Origin of the sequence: Acinetobacter gyllenbergii, from assembly GCF_001682515.1 — a bacterium.
Taxonomy (GTDB): Bacteria; Pseudomonadota; Gammaproteobacteria; order Pseudomonadales; family Moraxellaceae; genus Acinetobacter; species Acinetobacter gyllenbergii.
This window is the reverse complement of sequence record NZ_KV575265.1, coordinates 224,157-241,223: the sequence shown is the minus strand read 5'-3', so window position 1 is coordinate 241,223 and position 17,067 is coordinate 224,157. Positions and strand designations below refer to the sequence as shown.

The 17,067-nt window shown below is 39.7% G+C and carries 14 protein-coding genes and 1 pseudogene; 14 read left to right on the top strand and 1 reads right to left on the bottom strand.

All coding sequences use genetic code 11. The features are described 5' to 3' along the window. The first annotated feature begins 183 nt into the window (after positions 1–183). The 9 genes from NG55_RS14100 to hisC all read left to right on the top strand — a co-directional run bounded on the left by NG55_RS14100 (position 184) and on the right by hisC (position 8,754). Positions 184–777, top strand: a complete 594-nt coding sequence (locus tag NG55_RS14100; RefSeq protein WP_065343606.1) for a type II secretion system protein GspG — start codon at positions 184–186, stop codon at positions 775–777. A gap of 204 nt (positions 778–981) precedes the next feature. Then, on the top strand, positions 982–2,430 hold the full coding sequence (locus NG55_RS14095; RefSeq protein ID WP_023270763.1) for an RNA polymerase factor sigma-54: 1,449 nt from the start codon (positions 982–984) through the stop codon (positions 2,428–2,430). Between the two features lie 169 nt (positions 2,431–2,599). Beyond that, on the top strand, positions 2,600–2,941 hold the full coding sequence (hpf, locus tag NG55_RS14090) for a ribosome hibernation-promoting factor, HPF/YfiA family (protein WP_004655596.1): 342 nt from the start codon (positions 2,600–2,602) through the stop codon (positions 2,939–2,941). Between the two features lie 138 nt (positions 2,942–3,079). Beyond that, complete coding sequence (ibaG, locus tag NG55_RS14085) at positions 3,080–3,331, top strand: BolA family iron metabolism protein IbaG (RefSeq protein ID WP_004655594.1); 252 nt, start codon at positions 3,080–3,082, stop codon at positions 3,329–3,331. Between the two features lie 6 nt (positions 3,332–3,337). Continuing rightward, on the top strand, positions 3,338–4,597 hold the full coding sequence (gene murA / locus NG55_RS14080) for a UDP-N-acetylglucosamine 1-carboxyvinyltransferase (protein ID WP_023270762.1): 1,260 nt from the start codon (positions 3,338–3,340) through the stop codon (positions 4,595–4,597). After that, positions 4,594–5,283, top strand: coding sequence for an ATP phosphoribosyltransferase (gene hisG / locus NG55_RS14075; protein ID WP_005239568.1), 690 nt, complete (start codon positions 4,594–4,596; stop codon positions 5,281–5,283). Before murA ends, hisG begins: the two co-directional genes overlap by 4 nt. Before the next feature lie 142 nt (positions 5,284–5,425). Next, the gene (locus NG55_RS14070) at positions 5,426–6,088 is read left to right on the top strand and encodes a DUF4272 domain-containing protein (protein ID WP_065343605.1); all 663 of its coding nucleotides are present in this window, start codon (positions 5,426–5,428) and stop codon (positions 6,086–6,088) included. A gap of 131 nt (positions 6,089–6,219) precedes the next feature. Next, positions 6,220–7,512, top strand: a complete 1,293-nt coding sequence (hisD, locus tag NG55_RS14065; RefSeq protein ID WP_065343604.1) for a histidinol dehydrogenase — start codon at positions 6,220–6,222, stop codon at positions 7,510–7,512. Between the two features lie 156 nt (positions 7,513–7,668). Then, positions 7,669–8,754 carry a histidinol-phosphate transaminase gene (gene hisC / locus NG55_RS14060; protein ID WP_065343603.1) on the top strand — a complete coding sequence of 362 codons (1,086 nt, stop codon included), beginning with the start codon at positions 7,669–7,671 and terminating at the stop codon, positions 8,752–8,754. Between the two features lie 8 nt (positions 8,755–8,762). Here hisC and NG55_RS14055 read toward each other — a convergent pair whose 3' ends face one another. Further along, positions 8,763–10,106: an anthranilate synthase component I family protein gene (locus NG55_RS14055; RefSeq protein ID WP_065343602.1), complete on the bottom strand. Its 1,344-nt coding sequence runs from the start codon at positions 10,104–10,106 to the stop codon at positions 8,763–8,765. A gap of 509 nt (positions 10,107–10,615) precedes the next feature. Between NG55_RS14055 and filA the strand changes: the two genes are divergently transcribed. The 5 genes and pseudogenes from filA to filE all read left to right on the top strand — a co-directional run. Next, on the top strand, positions 10,616–11,587 hold the full coding sequence (gene filA / locus NG55_RS14050; protein WP_065343601.1) for a putative pilus system protein FilA: 972 nt from the start codon (positions 10,616–10,618) through the stop codon (positions 11,585–11,587). A gap of 415 nt (positions 11,588–12,002) precedes the next feature. After that, the gene (gene filB / locus NG55_RS14040; RefSeq protein WP_016543170.1) at positions 12,003–12,836 is read left to right on the top strand and encodes a putative pilus system C39 family peptidase FilB; all 834 of its coding nucleotides are present in this window, start codon (positions 12,003–12,005) and stop codon (positions 12,834–12,836) included. 45 nt (positions 12,837–12,881) lie between these two features. Continuing rightward, a complete protein-coding gene (filC, locus tag NG55_RS14035) occupies positions 12,882–14,018 on the top strand; it encodes a putative pilus system protein FilC (RefSeq protein ID WP_065343600.1) in 1,137 nt (378 codons plus the stop codon). A 15-nt stretch (positions 14,019–14,033) separates the two neighbouring features. After that, a complete protein-coding gene (gene filD / locus NG55_RS14030) occupies positions 14,034–15,698 on the top strand; it encodes a putative pilus system OmpP1/FadL family transporter FilD (RefSeq protein ID WP_171257983.1) in 1,665 nt (554 codons plus the stop codon). 565 nt (positions 15,699–16,263) lie between these two features. After that, positions 16,264–17,052 (top strand): annotated as a pseudogene (filE, locus tag NG55_RS14020) (putative pilus assembly protein FilE); the annotation flags it as partial. Positions 17,053–17,067: the final 15 nt, after the last annotated feature.

The following is a 17,067-nucleotide window of genomic DNA, read 5'->3' as shown; positions in this document are numbered from 1 at the left end:
GAACTCAGAAGTGAAACCTCTTAGCGCTGATGGTAGTGTGGCACTTGCCATGTGAGAGTAAGTCATCGCCAGCTTTTAAATCTAAACACCCCCTCCGCTTACGCTGAGGGGGTGTTTTTTTATTACAACAACATCGTATTATTAAATTTTATCTAAGACAAATATTAAAATAGAGGTGAGGGTATGGTTGATTTAGATATGGATGAAAAGCCAGAAAAGTTAGGTGTATTTCCTTATGTACTTGCTGGTATTTCATTTATTCCAGGTATTGGAATAATTTTTGGAATTATTGCCCTTATCTGGGGGATATTAACTAAAAAAAGTGGTGGTAAAGTACTCGCTATTATGGGGGCTTGTGGTATTGGTTTAAGTGTTATTCTTTATGGTTCTCTATTTTATTTTGGTTTCGTTCAGCGTGGAGGCGTATATGATGAATTGCGCGCTCAATCAAGCCAAATAGCCATGACGTCTTTAGTTCAAGCTATTGAATTTTATAAAATAGAAAATGGCCATTATCCAGACTCTCTGGAAACACTGGAGCAGTCCTTACCAGAAAACAGCCCCATTTTTTTATTTGATACCACGGATGTTTCTTTTGGTAATTCACCACGCTATTATCATTATGAGTTAAAGGATCCATCTCATTACTATCTATTGAGTGTAGGAGCGGATGGAAAGCCATATACAAATGATGATATTTTACCAAATGTAGAAATAAAGCCTGATAGTAAAATTGGACTGATAATCCACCAAGGTAGTGAGGGGCATGATTTATAACTCTTCAATGTTGTAAATAAATAAAACGATCAATTTTAAATACCCTTCATGAGAATACATAAGGGTATTTTTTATTGGAAATCATGATCTAGTGACTTATTTAGTCAAAAAGAATTTAAATTTCCTTATATGCGTAAACATTGCTTTATGTTATAAATATTTTTATAGGCATGTTTTTTGCTTATTTTAATAAAAGGAAAGACTATGAAATTATCTGTTGGATTGAAAGTTGCGAACAGTTTATCGTTGACTCCTCAATTACAACAGGCCATACGTCTTTTACAACTCTCAAGTTTAGAACTCGAACAAGAAATCCAGATTCAATTAGACAGTAACCCCTTATTGGAAAAAATTGAAGAGCTTGGTACAACAGAAAGCCTTTCAACCTTAGAAGCAAAAGAGACAGGGGACTTAACCACTGAACTCAATGCTGATCATCTTCCCAATGATTTACCTGTTGATACTGAATGGGATGATATTTATACCCATCAATCGACGTCCTTAGGCTCACCAGAATACGAAGAAAGAGAAGATAATCGTCAGATACAATTAAGCCTAAAAGAGCATATTTTAGATCAAGTGAATCTTTTGCATTTTTCGACTGTAGATAAACTGATTGCATATTGCATTGTCGATTCCTTAGATGATAAAGGGTTTTTGGATGCAGAATTGGACGATATCCTGCTTGCAGTTTCCCGCTTATTACAGGAAATGGAAAGTGAAGAAGAAGTTGAAGAAGATGAAATCATTGTAGTTTTAAAACATATTCAACGTTTAGATCCAATTGGGGTTGGGTCAAGAAATTTGGCTGAATGCTTAGCGATCCAGCTTGAAACATTTAATGAAAAAGTTCCTTATCTTGCTGAAGCTAGAAATCTATTAAAATACTATGAGTTATTGATTTCAAATGATTTGAATAAATTATTAAAACAGACGGGACTATCCAAAGAACAATTAAAAAGTGCGGTCGATTTACTCAAGACTTTGAAGCCTTATCCTGGTTTGGAATTTAATCAGCAAGAGTCTGAGTATCAAGTGCCAGATGTGGTGGTGGCAAAAAAAGACCAACATTGGCAAGTCCAACTCAATCCAGATGTAATGCCGAAACTCAGAATCAATTCTTTTTATTCAGGCATGATTCGTCGAGCTGATCAAAGTGAGGATAATGTCTATCTGCGTAATCAAATGCTGGAAGCGAAGAATTTTATTAAAAGCATCGATGAACGACATAAAACATTGTTGAAAGTTGCGACCTGTATTGTTGAACATCAGCGTGCATTTTTGGAGCAAGGGCCAGAGGCGATGAAACCTTTGGTGCTTCGTGATGTAGCAGAAGAAGTTGAGTTGCATGAATCAACTGTTTCACGTGTGACCACCAATAAATATATGCTGACACCGCGTGGTTTATTTGAGTTGAAATACTTTTTTTCTAGCCATGTGGGAACCACAACGGGCGGTGAAGCATCATCAACTGCAATACGTGCCATGATTAAAAAACTGGTATCGAACGAAAATCCACGTAAGCCTTTGTCTGATAATGCAATCGCTGAAATGTTGAAGGATGAAGGGATTGAGGTGGCTCGTCGCACCGTGGCAAAATATCGCGAATCGTTACATATTCCTTCATCTTCTGAAAGAAAAGTCTTGATCTAAATTTTAAGGTGTGACTATTCTAGGTGTTCATTATTACGGAATAATGAATTTTTATAGTCACTAGAGGAGTCGCTGAAAATGATTTAATGGATGTTGAACCACTGATATGCATTAAATTTGCTTGAGCGATTGTCTTGTATCCTGAGAAAAAAAGGTGAGGGATAGAATTATGCAAATAACGATTCGTGGACACCATTTAACCATTACGCCAGCAATTGAAGAAAATATAAAAGAAAAGTTTAGTCAAATGACCAAGCATCTCGATCAGGTCAATAGTATGCAAATCAAACTGGCTAAAGATCATCAAATTGATAAACGTTCACACAAAGGCAGTGCAAACCATATTGCTGAAGCAATTATCCGTTTGCCGGGGGTGGAACTATTTGCACAGGCGACAGCCGATGATATGTATACTTCGATTAGAAAATTGACAGATAAATTAAAACGTCAGCTTGCGAAACATCGAAAAATTCAATGTTCTTATCAGCATGAACTGGCACTTTTGAGTTAGTTTTTATTTTTATAAAAGAGGCTTTTTGTGGAGCCTCTTTTTTTTATTGATAAAAAAAGAAACTGCTTACTGAATTATGTGAAAAAGTTATAGTAAAATAGCTCGTTTTACACCAATGGTTGTATAAGAGGTCTTGGAATGAATAGTGAGCAGCTCACGCAAATTTTAAAAGAAGCTTTCCCTGAAGCAGAAGTAGCGGTGAGCGGACAAGCTGGAAAATTTGACCTGCGTATTGTTGATGATCAGTTTGAAGGTAAACGTACCGTTGCTCGTCAACAATCGGTTTATGCACCTCTAAATTCTTATATTGCGAGTGGTGAAGTTCACGCTGTTACGATTCGCGCAATGACAAAAGACGAATGGCGCAAAGCAAGCCTTTTCGGAGCTTAAATATTAATGGATAAATTTTTAATTACGGGTGGTGTTAAGCTCGAGGGCGAAGTACGCATTTCTGGCGCTAAAAATGCGGCTTTACCTTTACTTGCAGCAATGATCCTTGCTGACTCTCCGATTACGCTGACGAATGTTCCAAATCTAAAAGATGTAAACACGCTCGTTAAACTGATTGCTGGCCTTGGTGTGACCATGAGCTATGAAGGTGAAACGGTTCGTGCTGATGCTTCGACATTAGACAACCAGTTTGCACCTTATGAGCTGGTTAAAACCATGCGTGCTTCAATTTTAGTCCTCGGACCACTCTTGGCGCGTTATGGCAATGCCAAAGTTTCGTTACCAGGTGGCTGTGCGATTGGTTCACGTCCAGTGGATCAACACTTAAAAGCATTAGAAGCTTTGGGTGCGCAAATTGAAGTTGAAAATGGCTATGTGCATGCTTCAGTTGATGGTCGCTTGAAAGGTGGTGAAGTTGTTTTTGATATGGTGACCGTGGGTGGTACTGAAAATATCTTGATGGCTGCTGCTTTGGCTGAGGGTGTGACCACAATTCGTAATGCAGCACGTGAACCAGAGATCACCGATCTTGCGCAAATGCTCATTAAAATGGGTGCCAAAATTGAAGGTATTGATACCGATACTTTAATCGTTACTGGTGTTGAAAGCCTGCATGGCTGTGAATATGCTGTGGTCGCTGACCGTATTGAAACGGGTTCATATTTAGCTGCTGCTGCCATTACGGGTGGGCGAGTAAAGACCACACATACGGATCCAACTTTGCTTGAAGCTGTCTTAGATAAGTTTGAAGAAATGGGTGCGGAAGTGACCCGTGGCGATGACTGGATTGAATTGGATATGCAAGGTAAACGTCCAAAAGCGGTGAGCTTTAGAACTTTACCTCATCCTGAATTCCCAACTGATATGCAAGCGCAAATCATGGCGGTCAATGCCGTTGGCCGTGGTTTTGCAACAATTTCTGAAACGATTTTTGAAAATCGTTTTATGCATGTCCCAGAACTTTCACGTATGGGTGCGAATATTCAAGTGGAAGGTCATGATGCTGTGGTCACTGGAGTTGAAAAACTGCAAGCAGCACCTGTGATGGCAACCGATTTACGTGCTTCATTCTCATTGGTTCTGGCTGCATTAGTGGCAGAAGGCGAAACATTGGTAGATCGTATCTATCACATTGATCGTGGTTATGAACACATTGAAGAAAAATTGCAAAGTTTAGGTGCTCAGATTAAGCGAGTAAAAGGATGAATGACTTAAGAAACGATGATCCAAATTTTGACGTAATGGGCAATTTTGATCATGGTTTAACTTTAGCACTCAGTAAAGGTCGTATCTTAAAGGAAACATTGCCCTTACTTGAAAATGCAGGCATCAACTTATTGGAAGATCCTGATAAATCACGTAAGCTGATTTTTCCAACCACACATAAAAAAGTTCGTATTTTGATTTTACGTGCTTCCGATGTACCGACTTATGTTGAAAATGGTGCAGCGGATTTTGGTGTGGCAGGTAAAGATGTATTGATGGAACATGGTGCACAACATGTCTATGAATTGCTTGATCTAAAGATTGCCAATTGTAAGTTAATGACTGCAGGTAAAGTTGGAATGGAGCGTCCGAAAGGTCGTTTAAAAATTGCAACCAAGTACGTGAATCTTACTCGCCAATACTATGCAAGTTTAGGTGAGCAGGTGGATGTGATTAAACTTTACGGATCGATGGAACTTGCACCTTTGGTCGGGTTAGGCGATTACATTGTTGACGTCGTTGACACAGGCAACACCTTGCGTGCCAATGGTTTAGAGCCTTTAGAAGAAATTTGCAAAGTGTCTTCACGCCTGATTGTGAACAAAGCTAGCTTTAAACGTAAGCAAGCGGTGTTAAATCCGATTTTGACGCAACTTGAAGAGGCTGTGAAATCTCGTTCAGCGTAATTTCTTGCATGATGATTCTAAAAAAACCGTTCTTTTGAACGGTTTTTTTATAACTTAATCTTCTGATTCAGTGAAAGAATGCCTTCCTTTTTGATTTGTGGATGTGCTAAAAGGGCGTATTGTTTGGTGATGAGTAATAACAATGAAAACGCCCTTACAGCGTAAACAAGAGTCAATTTTAAAATTACAAGCTCAGTCTATTCCTTATATAGAATGGTTACCGCATATTGAATCGGCTGATGAGGTGATCGCTCGTTCCGCTGAAAGTATTGCCAAAAGGGCAATTGCATGTTTGATCATGATTCAAGTGGCTTGTGATTTAAATAATCAGCAATTTGATGAGGAAACTAAAAACTTTATCGTTGATTTGCTGAATAAATTTGAAGTATTTGATGAATTAACGCTTAAAGAGCAAAGTCTTTTAAATCAAGAAGTTTCTCAACAAGACATCATCAATATGATTTGGAAATATGAAGCTTACTGGGTTTTACTTTGGGCATTAGGCATCGTTAAAGAACTTGGCTACCCAGATACAATTGCAGATTGTGATTTTGCAGTGCAAGTTGTTTCTGGGTGTGATTCATTTGATGAGTTTATGCAGCAAGTTGAGTTAAGAAGTGTGGATGAAATTTTAGATCAGGCAGATTTAATCTATCGCTATGATTGGGCATGTGTCGACGCTCGCTTAAAACAACAGGATGCACCTGCAAATTTAAATGCTTCCGTTGTTGTAGAACGTCATGGGGCTTTAAATTGGCTTATACAACGCGATGGAGATTGGGATAATCCTGACTTAAACACATAAAATTTAAAATATTTAAGCCTAAAAATGATTTTTTCTATTAAAGCAGATGGAAATGCTGATGTTATCTTGCCCACAAGTCGGATGAAAAAGAGTAAACTTAGCGCTCTCTTATTCGCCTTGTGGGTAAATTGATGCGACGTTTATCGACTCAGGATCAGAACTTTAAACAGGCTTTTGCTGAGCTTTTAGCATTTGAAACTGTGAATGATCCTCAATTAGTACAAACTGTAGACCAAATCATTGCTGATGTTCGTCAGCATGGTGATGAACATGTACTGAAATTAACACAGCAGTTCGATCGACATCCAGCGCATCAATTCTCTGATTTGGAACTAACCCAAGCTCAGCTGAAAACTGCATTTGAGGGCTTAAGCACTGAAATCCGTGAAGCTTTGGAGTTGGCTGCAAAGCGCATTCGTTCGTTCCACCAAGCACAAAAGCAAGAAGGTTGGAGCTATGTGGATGAGCTTGGTAATACCTTAGGCCAGAAAGTCACACCGCTTGATCGCGTGGGGATTTATGTACCAGGTGGTTTAGCGTCTTATCCTTCATCGGTGTTAATGAATGCTTTGCCTGCACATGTAGCCGGTGTTCCTGAAATTATCATGGTGGTTCCAGCACCGAATGGTGAATTGAATCCATTGGTGTTAGCAGCTGCGTATTTAGCAGGGGTAAGCCGTGTATTTACGATTGGCGGCGCACAAGCCGTTGCTGCGTTGGCTTATGGTACTGAAACTATTCCATCGGTGGATAAAATTACAGGACCTGGGAATCGCTTTGTTGCTGCGGCAAAACGTGCTGTTTTCGGACAAGTTGGGATTGATATGATTGCTGGACCTTCAGAAATCCTAGTCTATGCCGAAGGTGAAAATAATGCAGAGTGGCTTGCCATGGATGTCTTGTCTCAAGCAGAACATGATACCGTTGCTCAAGCGATTTTCATTACACCTGATGAAGCACTTCTAAATGCTGTGGATGCCGCAATTGAAAAGCATTTAAGTGAATTGCCAAAAGCAGAAATAGCGCGAACCTCGATTCAAAATCGCGGTGCCTTAGTCTTGGTGAAAGACCGTGCTGAAGCGATTGAACTGATCAATCAGGTTGCACCCGAGCATTTGGAACTTTGTCTTGATGAGGCTGAATTGATGAGTCAAGAAATTCGTCATGCAGGCGCAATCTTTATGGGACGTTATACACCAGAAGCGATTGGTGATTATTGTGCGGGTCCAAACCATGTCTTGCCAACATCGGGCACAGCACGGTTCTCATCGCCACTTGGGGTTTATGATTTCCAGAAGCGTTCAAGCCTGATTATGTGTTCACAGCAAGGTGTTAAAACTTTGGCGAAAACGGCCGATGTCCTTGCGGTACAAGAAAATCTTGATGCTCATGCACGTTCAGCCCGCTATCGCTACGAAAGTTAAGTTTGAAGTGTGTCGTAACCTAGCACGATAACAATATAAACCTCTCCCTAACCCTCTCCTAAAAAGAGTGGGGACTTGTCACGATATATGTGAAATAGGTTTGAAGATTCCTCTCCCTTGGGGAGAGGTTAGGAGAGGGCAACAAGAGAATATAAAATGACGTTTACAACAGAACAAATGCGTTTTTGGAGTCCCGAAGTTCGTGAATTAGAGCCGTATGTGCCAGGTGAGCAACCTAAAATTCAGAACTTACTCAAACTGAATACCAACGAAAATCCATATCCACCATCGCCAAAAGTCGTGGCAGCGGTTGAAGCAGTTTTGACGAATCAAGCGGATGCACTACGTCTTTATCCAGATCCTGATGCAACGGCACTCAAGCAGGCGATTGCAGCACAGCAACAAGTAGATATCAGCCAAGTCTTTGTCGGTAATGGTTCGGATGAGGTTTTGGCACATATTTTTAAAGCGTTTTTTATTCAAAAAGAGCCGATTCTTTATCCCGATATTACCTATAGTTTTTATCCAGTTTATAGCCAATTTTTTGCAACGAAGACCCAGCAGATTCCATTGAATGACAAGTTCGAAATTGAGGTATCGGATTATGCACAGGCAAATGGCGGGATCATCATTACCAATCCGAATGCGCCAACCAGCATTGCATTAGGGTTAGCACAGATTGAGCAGGTGCTTAAAGCCAATCCTGATCGCGTGGTGGTGATTGATGAAGCCTATGTCGATTTTGGTGCAGAATCAGCAGTGCAATTGGTCAATCAATACGACAATTTAGTGGTTTGCCAAACCACATCGAAATCACGTTCATTGGCAGGATTACGTGTCGGTTTTGCGATTGCACAAGCGCATTTGATTGCGGCACTTGAAGCGGTAAAGAATAGTTTTAACTCTTACCCAATGGATCGCTTTGCCATTGCTGCAGCTGTCGCATCCTTTGAGGATCAAGCTTATTTTGAGGCACAATGCCAAAAGGTAATCGCGAGTCGTGAGCAATTGGTGAGTGATCTCACCGCTTTAGGTTTTGAGGTTTTACCATCCAAAGCCAATTTTATCTTTGCGACGCATCCACAACATGATGCGGCACAACTTGCTCAGCAATTGCGTGAACAGGGAATAATTGTTCGTTACTTCAACAAACCACGAATCAATCAATTCTTGCGTATTACCATTGGCACCGATGAACAAAATCAGCGTTTCGTACATGCCCTTAAAACGCAAATTTTATAAGCTTTGATCTAATTTTCAGCTTGCTGCCATGTATTGAGTAAATCAAGCATGGCAGAAATTTTATCGAAACATTCCTGATACTCGGCTTCTGCATCAGAGGCGATGGTAATCCCGCCACCCGCCCACATCGATAATTGATTTTGGTATTGCTGAATACTGCGAATCAAAATATTCCAACATCCCGTTCCGTCAAAATTAAAATAACCTAAGCTGCCACAATAGGCACCTCGTGGTGCACCTTCTAATTCTTCAATAATTTGCATCGCCCTGATTTTGGGTGCCCCTGTAATCGAACCACCAGGCAGGGCAGAGAGTAGCATCTGCATTGGGTTAATCTGTTCTGTTAGAGTCGCCGTGATCTCACTGACCATATGATGCACTTGATTGAAGCTCTCAATTTCGAACAGTTTTGTCGTGTTTACTGAGCCAGTTTCAGCATAGACACTTAAATCATTGCGCAGTAAATCCACAATCATGACATTCTCAGCCTGATCTTTTTCAGAACTGCTGAGTTTATCTTTGGAGATTTTGTCCTGCTCCGGATCATTAAAACGAGGCATGGTTCCCTTAATCGGGCGCGTTTTTATCTTTCGATGAGTTTGAAATTCAATAAACAATTCAGGTGAGCAACTGAGCAACTCAAAATCATTAATTTTGAGATAACCCGCATAAGGGGCATGGGTGAGTTCCCACAAGTCTTGTGCTCGACTGAGTAATGCACCTTGAGTAGATGCAGTAAACTCTTGGGTCAAATTAATTTGATAACAGTCCCCAGCTTTAATGTACTCCTGAATTTGGTCAAATGCAGTGATGTACTGCTGTTTAGTCCAACGTGGTTGGCATTGCTGATTTAAAGACAGTGTATTGAGTTGTTTCGGTGTATTGATCAAATGGGCAATGTATTGATAGATCTTTTCCGCCCGAACATCTTTGCTATGAAAGTACCATTCACCCTGCTGAAACTTTAAAAAGCTGCTGTATTGGCCTAGGAAAAAGCGAGGTTGTGGATGAGCCGAAATTTCAATAAATTGATCTGCACTATAGTCATAGCTAAAGAAACCAATATATCCGCCATGAAATCCATCAGGCTGCTCGGAGGAGGAGGTAGCATCAAACTGAGCGAATTCTAAGGGACTGTTTGCTTCTGATTTAATTTGATATTGATTGAATTGTATTTGTTGGAACTGTTGTAGTTCAGCGTGCTGGAAAACTAAAAACTCTGTGGGTAAAAAGGCAATCACAGGCGAAGCTTGGTCGTGCAAATAAACCAATCCAGTTAAATCATACAGTCGGGACAGAAGCTCAAATGCAGAAGTGAGTTGCGTGTTAAGCTTTTGCTGAAAATAAGACATAAAAATGGAAATACTTGCACTAAATTTAGAGAGCAGAATTGTACTACATTCAAAAACATCGTACGGATGATAATCCAGCCTTTTGCTTAAAAATTAAGTGTTGTACTCGTAGATTGCTTAGATAAAATGAATGATGTATTTATCAAATTAAAATAAGAAAGCGCTTTTGTTAACACTTCCTATACGTATTTAGATGGGGATAAACGGAGCATCGCCAAACTTTATTATTTGGGACTTAAAAATTATTTTATGAAAATAATCAAGAATTACATCATGTTGTCATAATTTTTCGCTGTTTAGGGAATTGTGTGTTTTATATGCCGTTTGTCGGTTTGTGGATAAAAAGCAGTTAACAGGAGTTGAACATAAAATAACAAACAGGTAATTTAGTAATTGCTAAGCGAACTACTCAAGGATTGGAAGTTCAAGTTGTCATTTAAGAATAAAACGACCGTGGACAGTTTAGAGTAGTGTAAGTCAAAAAATAAATGCTCTTGGGAGAGTGCTCAATGAAAATGTTTACTAAACTAGCTTTAGTTTCTTCAATGGCGATTAGCGTAAATGCAATGGCTATGCAGTCAATGGACGATGCTGCACTAAGCGCTGCAACTGGTCAAGATGGTATTAACATTGGTCTTGGTGTTACATCTGTTACGATCGACAAATTATTAATTCATGATAATGATGGTTATGCTGATAATGGTGGTGCGACAGGCGCTGCAGGTGTAATCGGTGCTGGTGGTACAGCAACTGCTGGTGCAATCGTAGTTAACAGTATTTCTATTACACCAAATACAGATAACTCTGGTGCAGAATTATTGGCTTCTCATAACCTAGCTGATTTAACAATTGATACAGATGCTGGTACTGCTGCAACTGGTGGTGCTTTCCTTAACGTAGCAGCGAAAGTATCGGGCTTAAATATTAGCATTGGTGAAATTGGTGTTTCTGCTTCAGGTACTGCGAGCACTACAAGTGTTCAGCGTGGTAACGATGCATCTAACTACAATGCAATCTTATCTGGTTTAAGCATTAAAACAGGTAAAATGGATGCAAACATCCAATTAGGTGCTGCTCCTCAAGGTGCAATGATCAAGTTAAATACAACGTTGGCATCTGGTTTAGAAATTACCAACCTCGGTATTTTGGATAAATCAACAATTGGTCAAACAACGTTGACTGGTGTTGCAAGTACAGCTGCAGGTGAAATTCACCTTGATAGCATCAAAGTGGCTGATCATGGTGTGAATAGCTTAAGCGTTAATACTGACGTTAGTGTCGTAGGTGAAAGTGCAGCAGCTGCGAATGATGGTTATTTGAAAATTATCAGCAAAGCACCTGCAAATGGTACTGACATCTATATTTCAGGTGTTCATTTAGGTAGCAAAACTGCAGGTTCAATCGGTGATGTAGAAATTCAAGGTTTGAAAACGACTTACGCTGGTGGTAACGGTGCTGCGATTACGATTTCTGGTCACTAATCAGTTATCAAACAAAAAAAGCGCATTTTGCGCTTTTTTTGTTTTTAAAAGAAAACTTTATTATTTGAAAAGTATAAAAGCTAAATCATAAGACCCTTTTAGCTTTTTTGGGGGAGTTAGCTTGATGTTATTTTATGCCTATCGTTTATTTATCTTTGGCCCACTATGGTAATTTATAGCGAATAAAAAGACATTTTTAGCAGCAATTTCTTGTTGTTGAATTGTATTGTTAGGGGTGCTAATTGTTTAATTGTAGAGGTAATTATAAAAAAAATAACATTCCGTCAAAAAAAACCAAAAAAAAGATGTATTTTCTTATAAAAAAAGGTATCTTCATCTTGCAGGGATGTAGTGTCATCGACACTAAAAATAAAATGAATAAGGCAAGTGCTGCCATTGTTAGAAAAAGAGACTTATGTTAGAGATCGCTTTAGGCTCGGCATTGATGTATTACTTTACAACGCAAGCCTTTGAAATAGAAAAAAAACCTGAGGGAACTGTATATTATACAGAGACCTTGGACTCTCGTTACCCATCTTTTACTCGTAATCATCGTGAAGCAGTTGTGATTAAGCCTGCTGTCGAGGAGCAATTTCGGGGAATTGTTCGTCAAGCTTACGACTATAGTTGTGGTTCTGCTGCATTAACAACCCTACTTAATGGTTATGGAGGGCTACGCCTTACCGAACAGCAGACCATGAGTGGTTTGCTTCAGTATGGAGAATACCAGCGGATTATTGAGCGCCGTAGTTTTTCTTTACTGGATATGAAACGATTCGTCTCTGCTTTAGGGATTAATAGCGGTGGCTATCGGGGGGAATTTTCCGATCTTATTTCATTAAAACAACCCGCGATTGTTCCTATTACTTATGCCGGTTTTAAACATTTTGTAGTATATAAAGCATATAAAGATGGGAGAGTTTATGTTGCTGATCCTGCTTTGGGCAATATCAGCTTTGATGAATCTCGGTTTAAAGAAATATGGGATAACAATACGCTATTTATCGTTGACATTCCTCAACAATACCAAAAGAGTTTATTGGCTCTACAAGATGCGGATATGCGTCATGTTGAAGATGCAACAGTCAATAAGTATGCCCTTGCTGAAATTCAATTTCCAACGCAGAAATTAGAACGTCTTGCGGATAAAGCGTCAACCATGCGTCGAGTGTTGGATGCGGATACCAAATCAGCAACTTATAACCAGCCGATAACAACCTATATGCGCTTATATTACAAGCGGAAGTAAGTTTAGAAAAATCAGTAAAATTAATGTAATAGGATGCAAAGTAAAATGAATCGTACATGGATGAATATGAGTGTGTTGGCGTTGAGTTTGAGTGCCATCACATCAACACTTTACGCAGCAGAACAACAACCACCTGTCGAATCTGGAACAGAGACGGCTCCAGTTGAAGTGCAAGGAAATGCCACAACTGAAAGCCCGGCAACTCCTGGCCCAGAACCTCAAGCGCCTGCTGAGAATAACCAAGCGGATCAAGCGGCAAGTGCCTTACAAAAGAAAGAGAGTGATGCGACTCAAGAAACGAATTTACAAGAAGTATTTACTTCAAATGAACGTCAGTACTCATTAATTAAGAAAGGTATTTTCTCATCTTATTATGATTTGGATTATACCTATTACAGAGATAGCCGCCTTGATTTGGCGATGAGTGATAGCAATAGTTCTTTATCAAGATTGCGTGTTGAAGAGGATGCAAACCATACCTTAACCAACACCTTTACCGTTCAATATGGTCTGTTGGATAACGTGACCTTATCCGCCTCGTTGCCTTTTGTTGCGAAAAAAGAACTTTTAAAAGATCAAACGACAGCAGGTTTGGGGGATATCAACTTTGGAGCACGTTGGGAACCATTTCCATTAAAGCAAGGACGTCTACCTTTGGTACTGTTTGGTAGCTTATCTACTAAAACTGGGGATAGTCCTTATGAAGTGGGGGTAGATGAACTTTCTACGGGTAAAGGCTATTATTCGGTGGGTGCGGGTGCAAGTACACGTAAGTATATTGATCCTGTTGTTCTGTTTGCCTCAGTTTCGACCAGTTACGGCTTTAAAGAATCAGGTCTAAACCAGTTAAGAGGAAGCCGAGTTTTAGAAAGTTTTGATCCTGGTTTAAGTGGCGGATTCTCTTTTGGTTTTGCATATTCGTTTAACTATGATGTGTCGTTAACCATGTCATATCAGCAAAGCTTTAATACGGGTGCAAAATTCTACTTTGAAAATAATGAGAGTTATGAATCCGCTGACCAAAGTAGTGCGATGTTGTCATTCGCTTTAGGGGTACGTGTATCACCTGAAACAATTGTCAATGGTACGGTGGGAATTGGCTTAACTGAAGATGCTCCAGATGTCTCATTAGGTCTGTCTTTCCCACTTGATATCATAGGTTTTGGTAAAAAAATTCGTTAAGGAGATGTAATAATGGTGAAAAACCTTAAATTATGTCCATTAACGATAGCAATTTTTTTAGCAGGGCTATCAGGTGCTACACATGCACAACTCGGACAAGACTTATCTGTAGATTTGCGTTCTTTGGCCTTGGGGAATGCGGTCACCGCTGATCCACCAGGCATTAGCGCTGTTCATTTTAACCCAGCCGCACTTGCTAAACTGGATGGTCTGCAAACAGATGTGCAGGGGATTCTGGCTAATTTTGCAATTCAACGAGATTACTCAGCGCCAGCAGGTTATAACGTTTTTGGTTATTCTGACGATCCTTTGGTCTGTAATGATGGACCAGAAATAGATGCGAACATTTGTACTGATTTTAAGGGAACAGTACATGGGGATGTTGAATATGCCAGTATTTACGTTCCTGTTTTAAAGAAAATTGTAGATTTGGGGCCAAATTCTCCTTTAGTTGCGCCAACGGCAGGGATTTCTTATAAGCCACCTGGTTCGAAAGTAACTTATGCAACAGCTGTATATGCTCCACTTGTTGCGGGTTTTGGTGCCGAAGATGGTAACCCAAGTAACTATATGGGACAGCAAGTTGCTTTAGAGCGTATTACTTATCTATCGCCATCATTTGGCTATCAGGTGAATGATCATTTATATCTTGGTGCTTCATTTGGGATGTCCTATCAAGCGATTGCCATGAAAACTGACTTACGTTTCCCGAATGAGTTAATTGGGGTATTACGTATGGTCGATGAAGTGGTATGTGGACCATTTAAACAAAATGGAGACATTATTACAGACCTCTTACTTTTCGGTATCTGTAATGCGCAGCAAGGCATGGACCCTTTTAGCAAGGTAGGTTCATTAGATGTCTCACTTGAACAATCGCTCAGCCCTAGTTATAACTTGGGTTTGCTTTGGGAACCAACTGACGACTTTAGCTTCGGGATGGTATATCAAAGTGAAGCGAAGATGCGTTTACATGGTAAATACTTAATTAATGTGGCAGAAGCACCACAACAGTTAATTGCGGGTTTAAACTCTTCAGCAACAGGTAAAGTTCTTGCTGCAATTCTAGGCCTCCCAGCTTATGCACCCGCTGTAGATTCTGGTTTAATGGCTATGGATTTCAAATATCCACAGCATTTTAAAGCAGGGATTAAATATAAAATCTTTCCAGACTTACAAGTGAACTTTGATTTGGGATGGACCGATTTCTCGGCATGGGATAAGTTCAAATTTGAATTTGACCGACAAATTTCTTTGTTAAAAGTTGCTCAGATTTTATCAAATGATGTTACGGATCGATCACTTGCCTTACCGTTAAAGTTTCAGTCCTCTTGGCGCTGGGGAATCGGTTTTGAATATTCAGCAACAGATCGTTTGAAGTTACGCATGGGCTATGAGCCGCGTACCAGTTCGATTCCAGACGACAAACGAAATACCATGGTGCCGATTAACAATGCACAATTGTTTGGTTTAGGTATTGGCTATCGTTTTGACCAAGATACTGATTTGGATTTATCACTTGGTTTCTTACGCAGCCGTGATGATATTCCTGCAAATACAAGTAGCCTTTCAAACCAGACTGGGGTTAATAACCTATTACTCAACCCCTATGCTGGTTTGAATGTCAAAACCAATACCAAAGTCACTTTACTTGGGATTAACTACAGAACAAGATGGTAATGCAAAAGATAAAGATGAAACGATCAACACTTGCTATTTCATTACTTTGTTTAATGGTATCAAGTGTTTCGGCTGTTTATGCGGATGGCTTCTATACGATTATCGGGCCTGATGGTCGTCCAATGGTTGTACCGATGAAAATTGGGAAAAAGGACGTAGAACCCAATAAGCCGAAACAGGAAGCACGTTCTGAAAAAGTAGTTCAACCAGCCGTTGATCATTCCAATACGGTAAAGACTGTTGTTGTGCCTATGGAGCAGAAAAAGGCTGAATATTCTCAATCAGCCGAATCTAAACAGATTCCATCTAAACCAGTTAAAACCATTGATGTGGTTGAGCCTACAATCGTCAAGCAAAAATCTGAGCCAGCACCGTCATCTAAAGCAAGCAACAAAGATACAAAAGACGTTTCTGCAATTGTTACTGAACCATTGAAGGTAACACAAGCACCGTTAGTTATAGAGAAGCCTGCAATCGAGAACAAATCAACAGTTGCACCCAAAGTACCATTAACTCAACGTGCTTCAAATGCTTCAAATGCTTCAAAAATGCTTCAAATGCTTCAAATGCTTCAAATGCTTCAAATGCTTCAAATGCTTCAAATGCTTCAAATGCTTCAAATGCTTCAAATGCTTCAAATGCTTCAAATGCTTCAAATGAAGTTATGTCTTCTACAGGATTTAGCCAAGTTGATGGAGTTGATTATGTCAATAATGAGTATTTGGAAAATCAAGAGTTTAATTTAGATGGAAAAAAACGTTTTTATACCATGCCAGATGGTACTGGACGTATGGAAACCATAGAAAGAAAAAAAGGGGTGAGTCGCTCAATATTAGATAAACTATTGAACCGTTCTCAACAAGCAACTGCACCCATTGCATTGTCTGGAACTTATGTGCGTTTATCGAGTGAGGACCTAAAATCTGCATTTGAAGATGATCGTTGTTTTGTAGAAGGTTATAAAAAATCGATCAAGACCTTGACACTGAAAAAAGATGTCGGACTATGGCCACGAAAACCATTGAAAGAAAAGTTTGAATATGAGGTCGTAAAACTGGATCCTGCAATTGAATATATGCAGATAGACTCTTATGCCTCAAACAATGAAAAACCTGTTTATTATTGGCCTCTTGTTGTATTCCTCAATGAAAAAGGTTGTATCGAAGAAGGCGTGAGTGGCTTTAAAAATAGTCAAGTCGCTGCGACAATGTTGCAACATTCTGCGCTTCAGGGTGTGATAAAAGTACCGAAAGACGCGCATTATATCATGATGACTCCTTTAGCATCGGCAGTGGATGTTTCTGAGCAAGAGCTCTCTAATCAAGGACAGATTAAAATTTCTGTTTTACAGTAAGTACGGATAGGATGA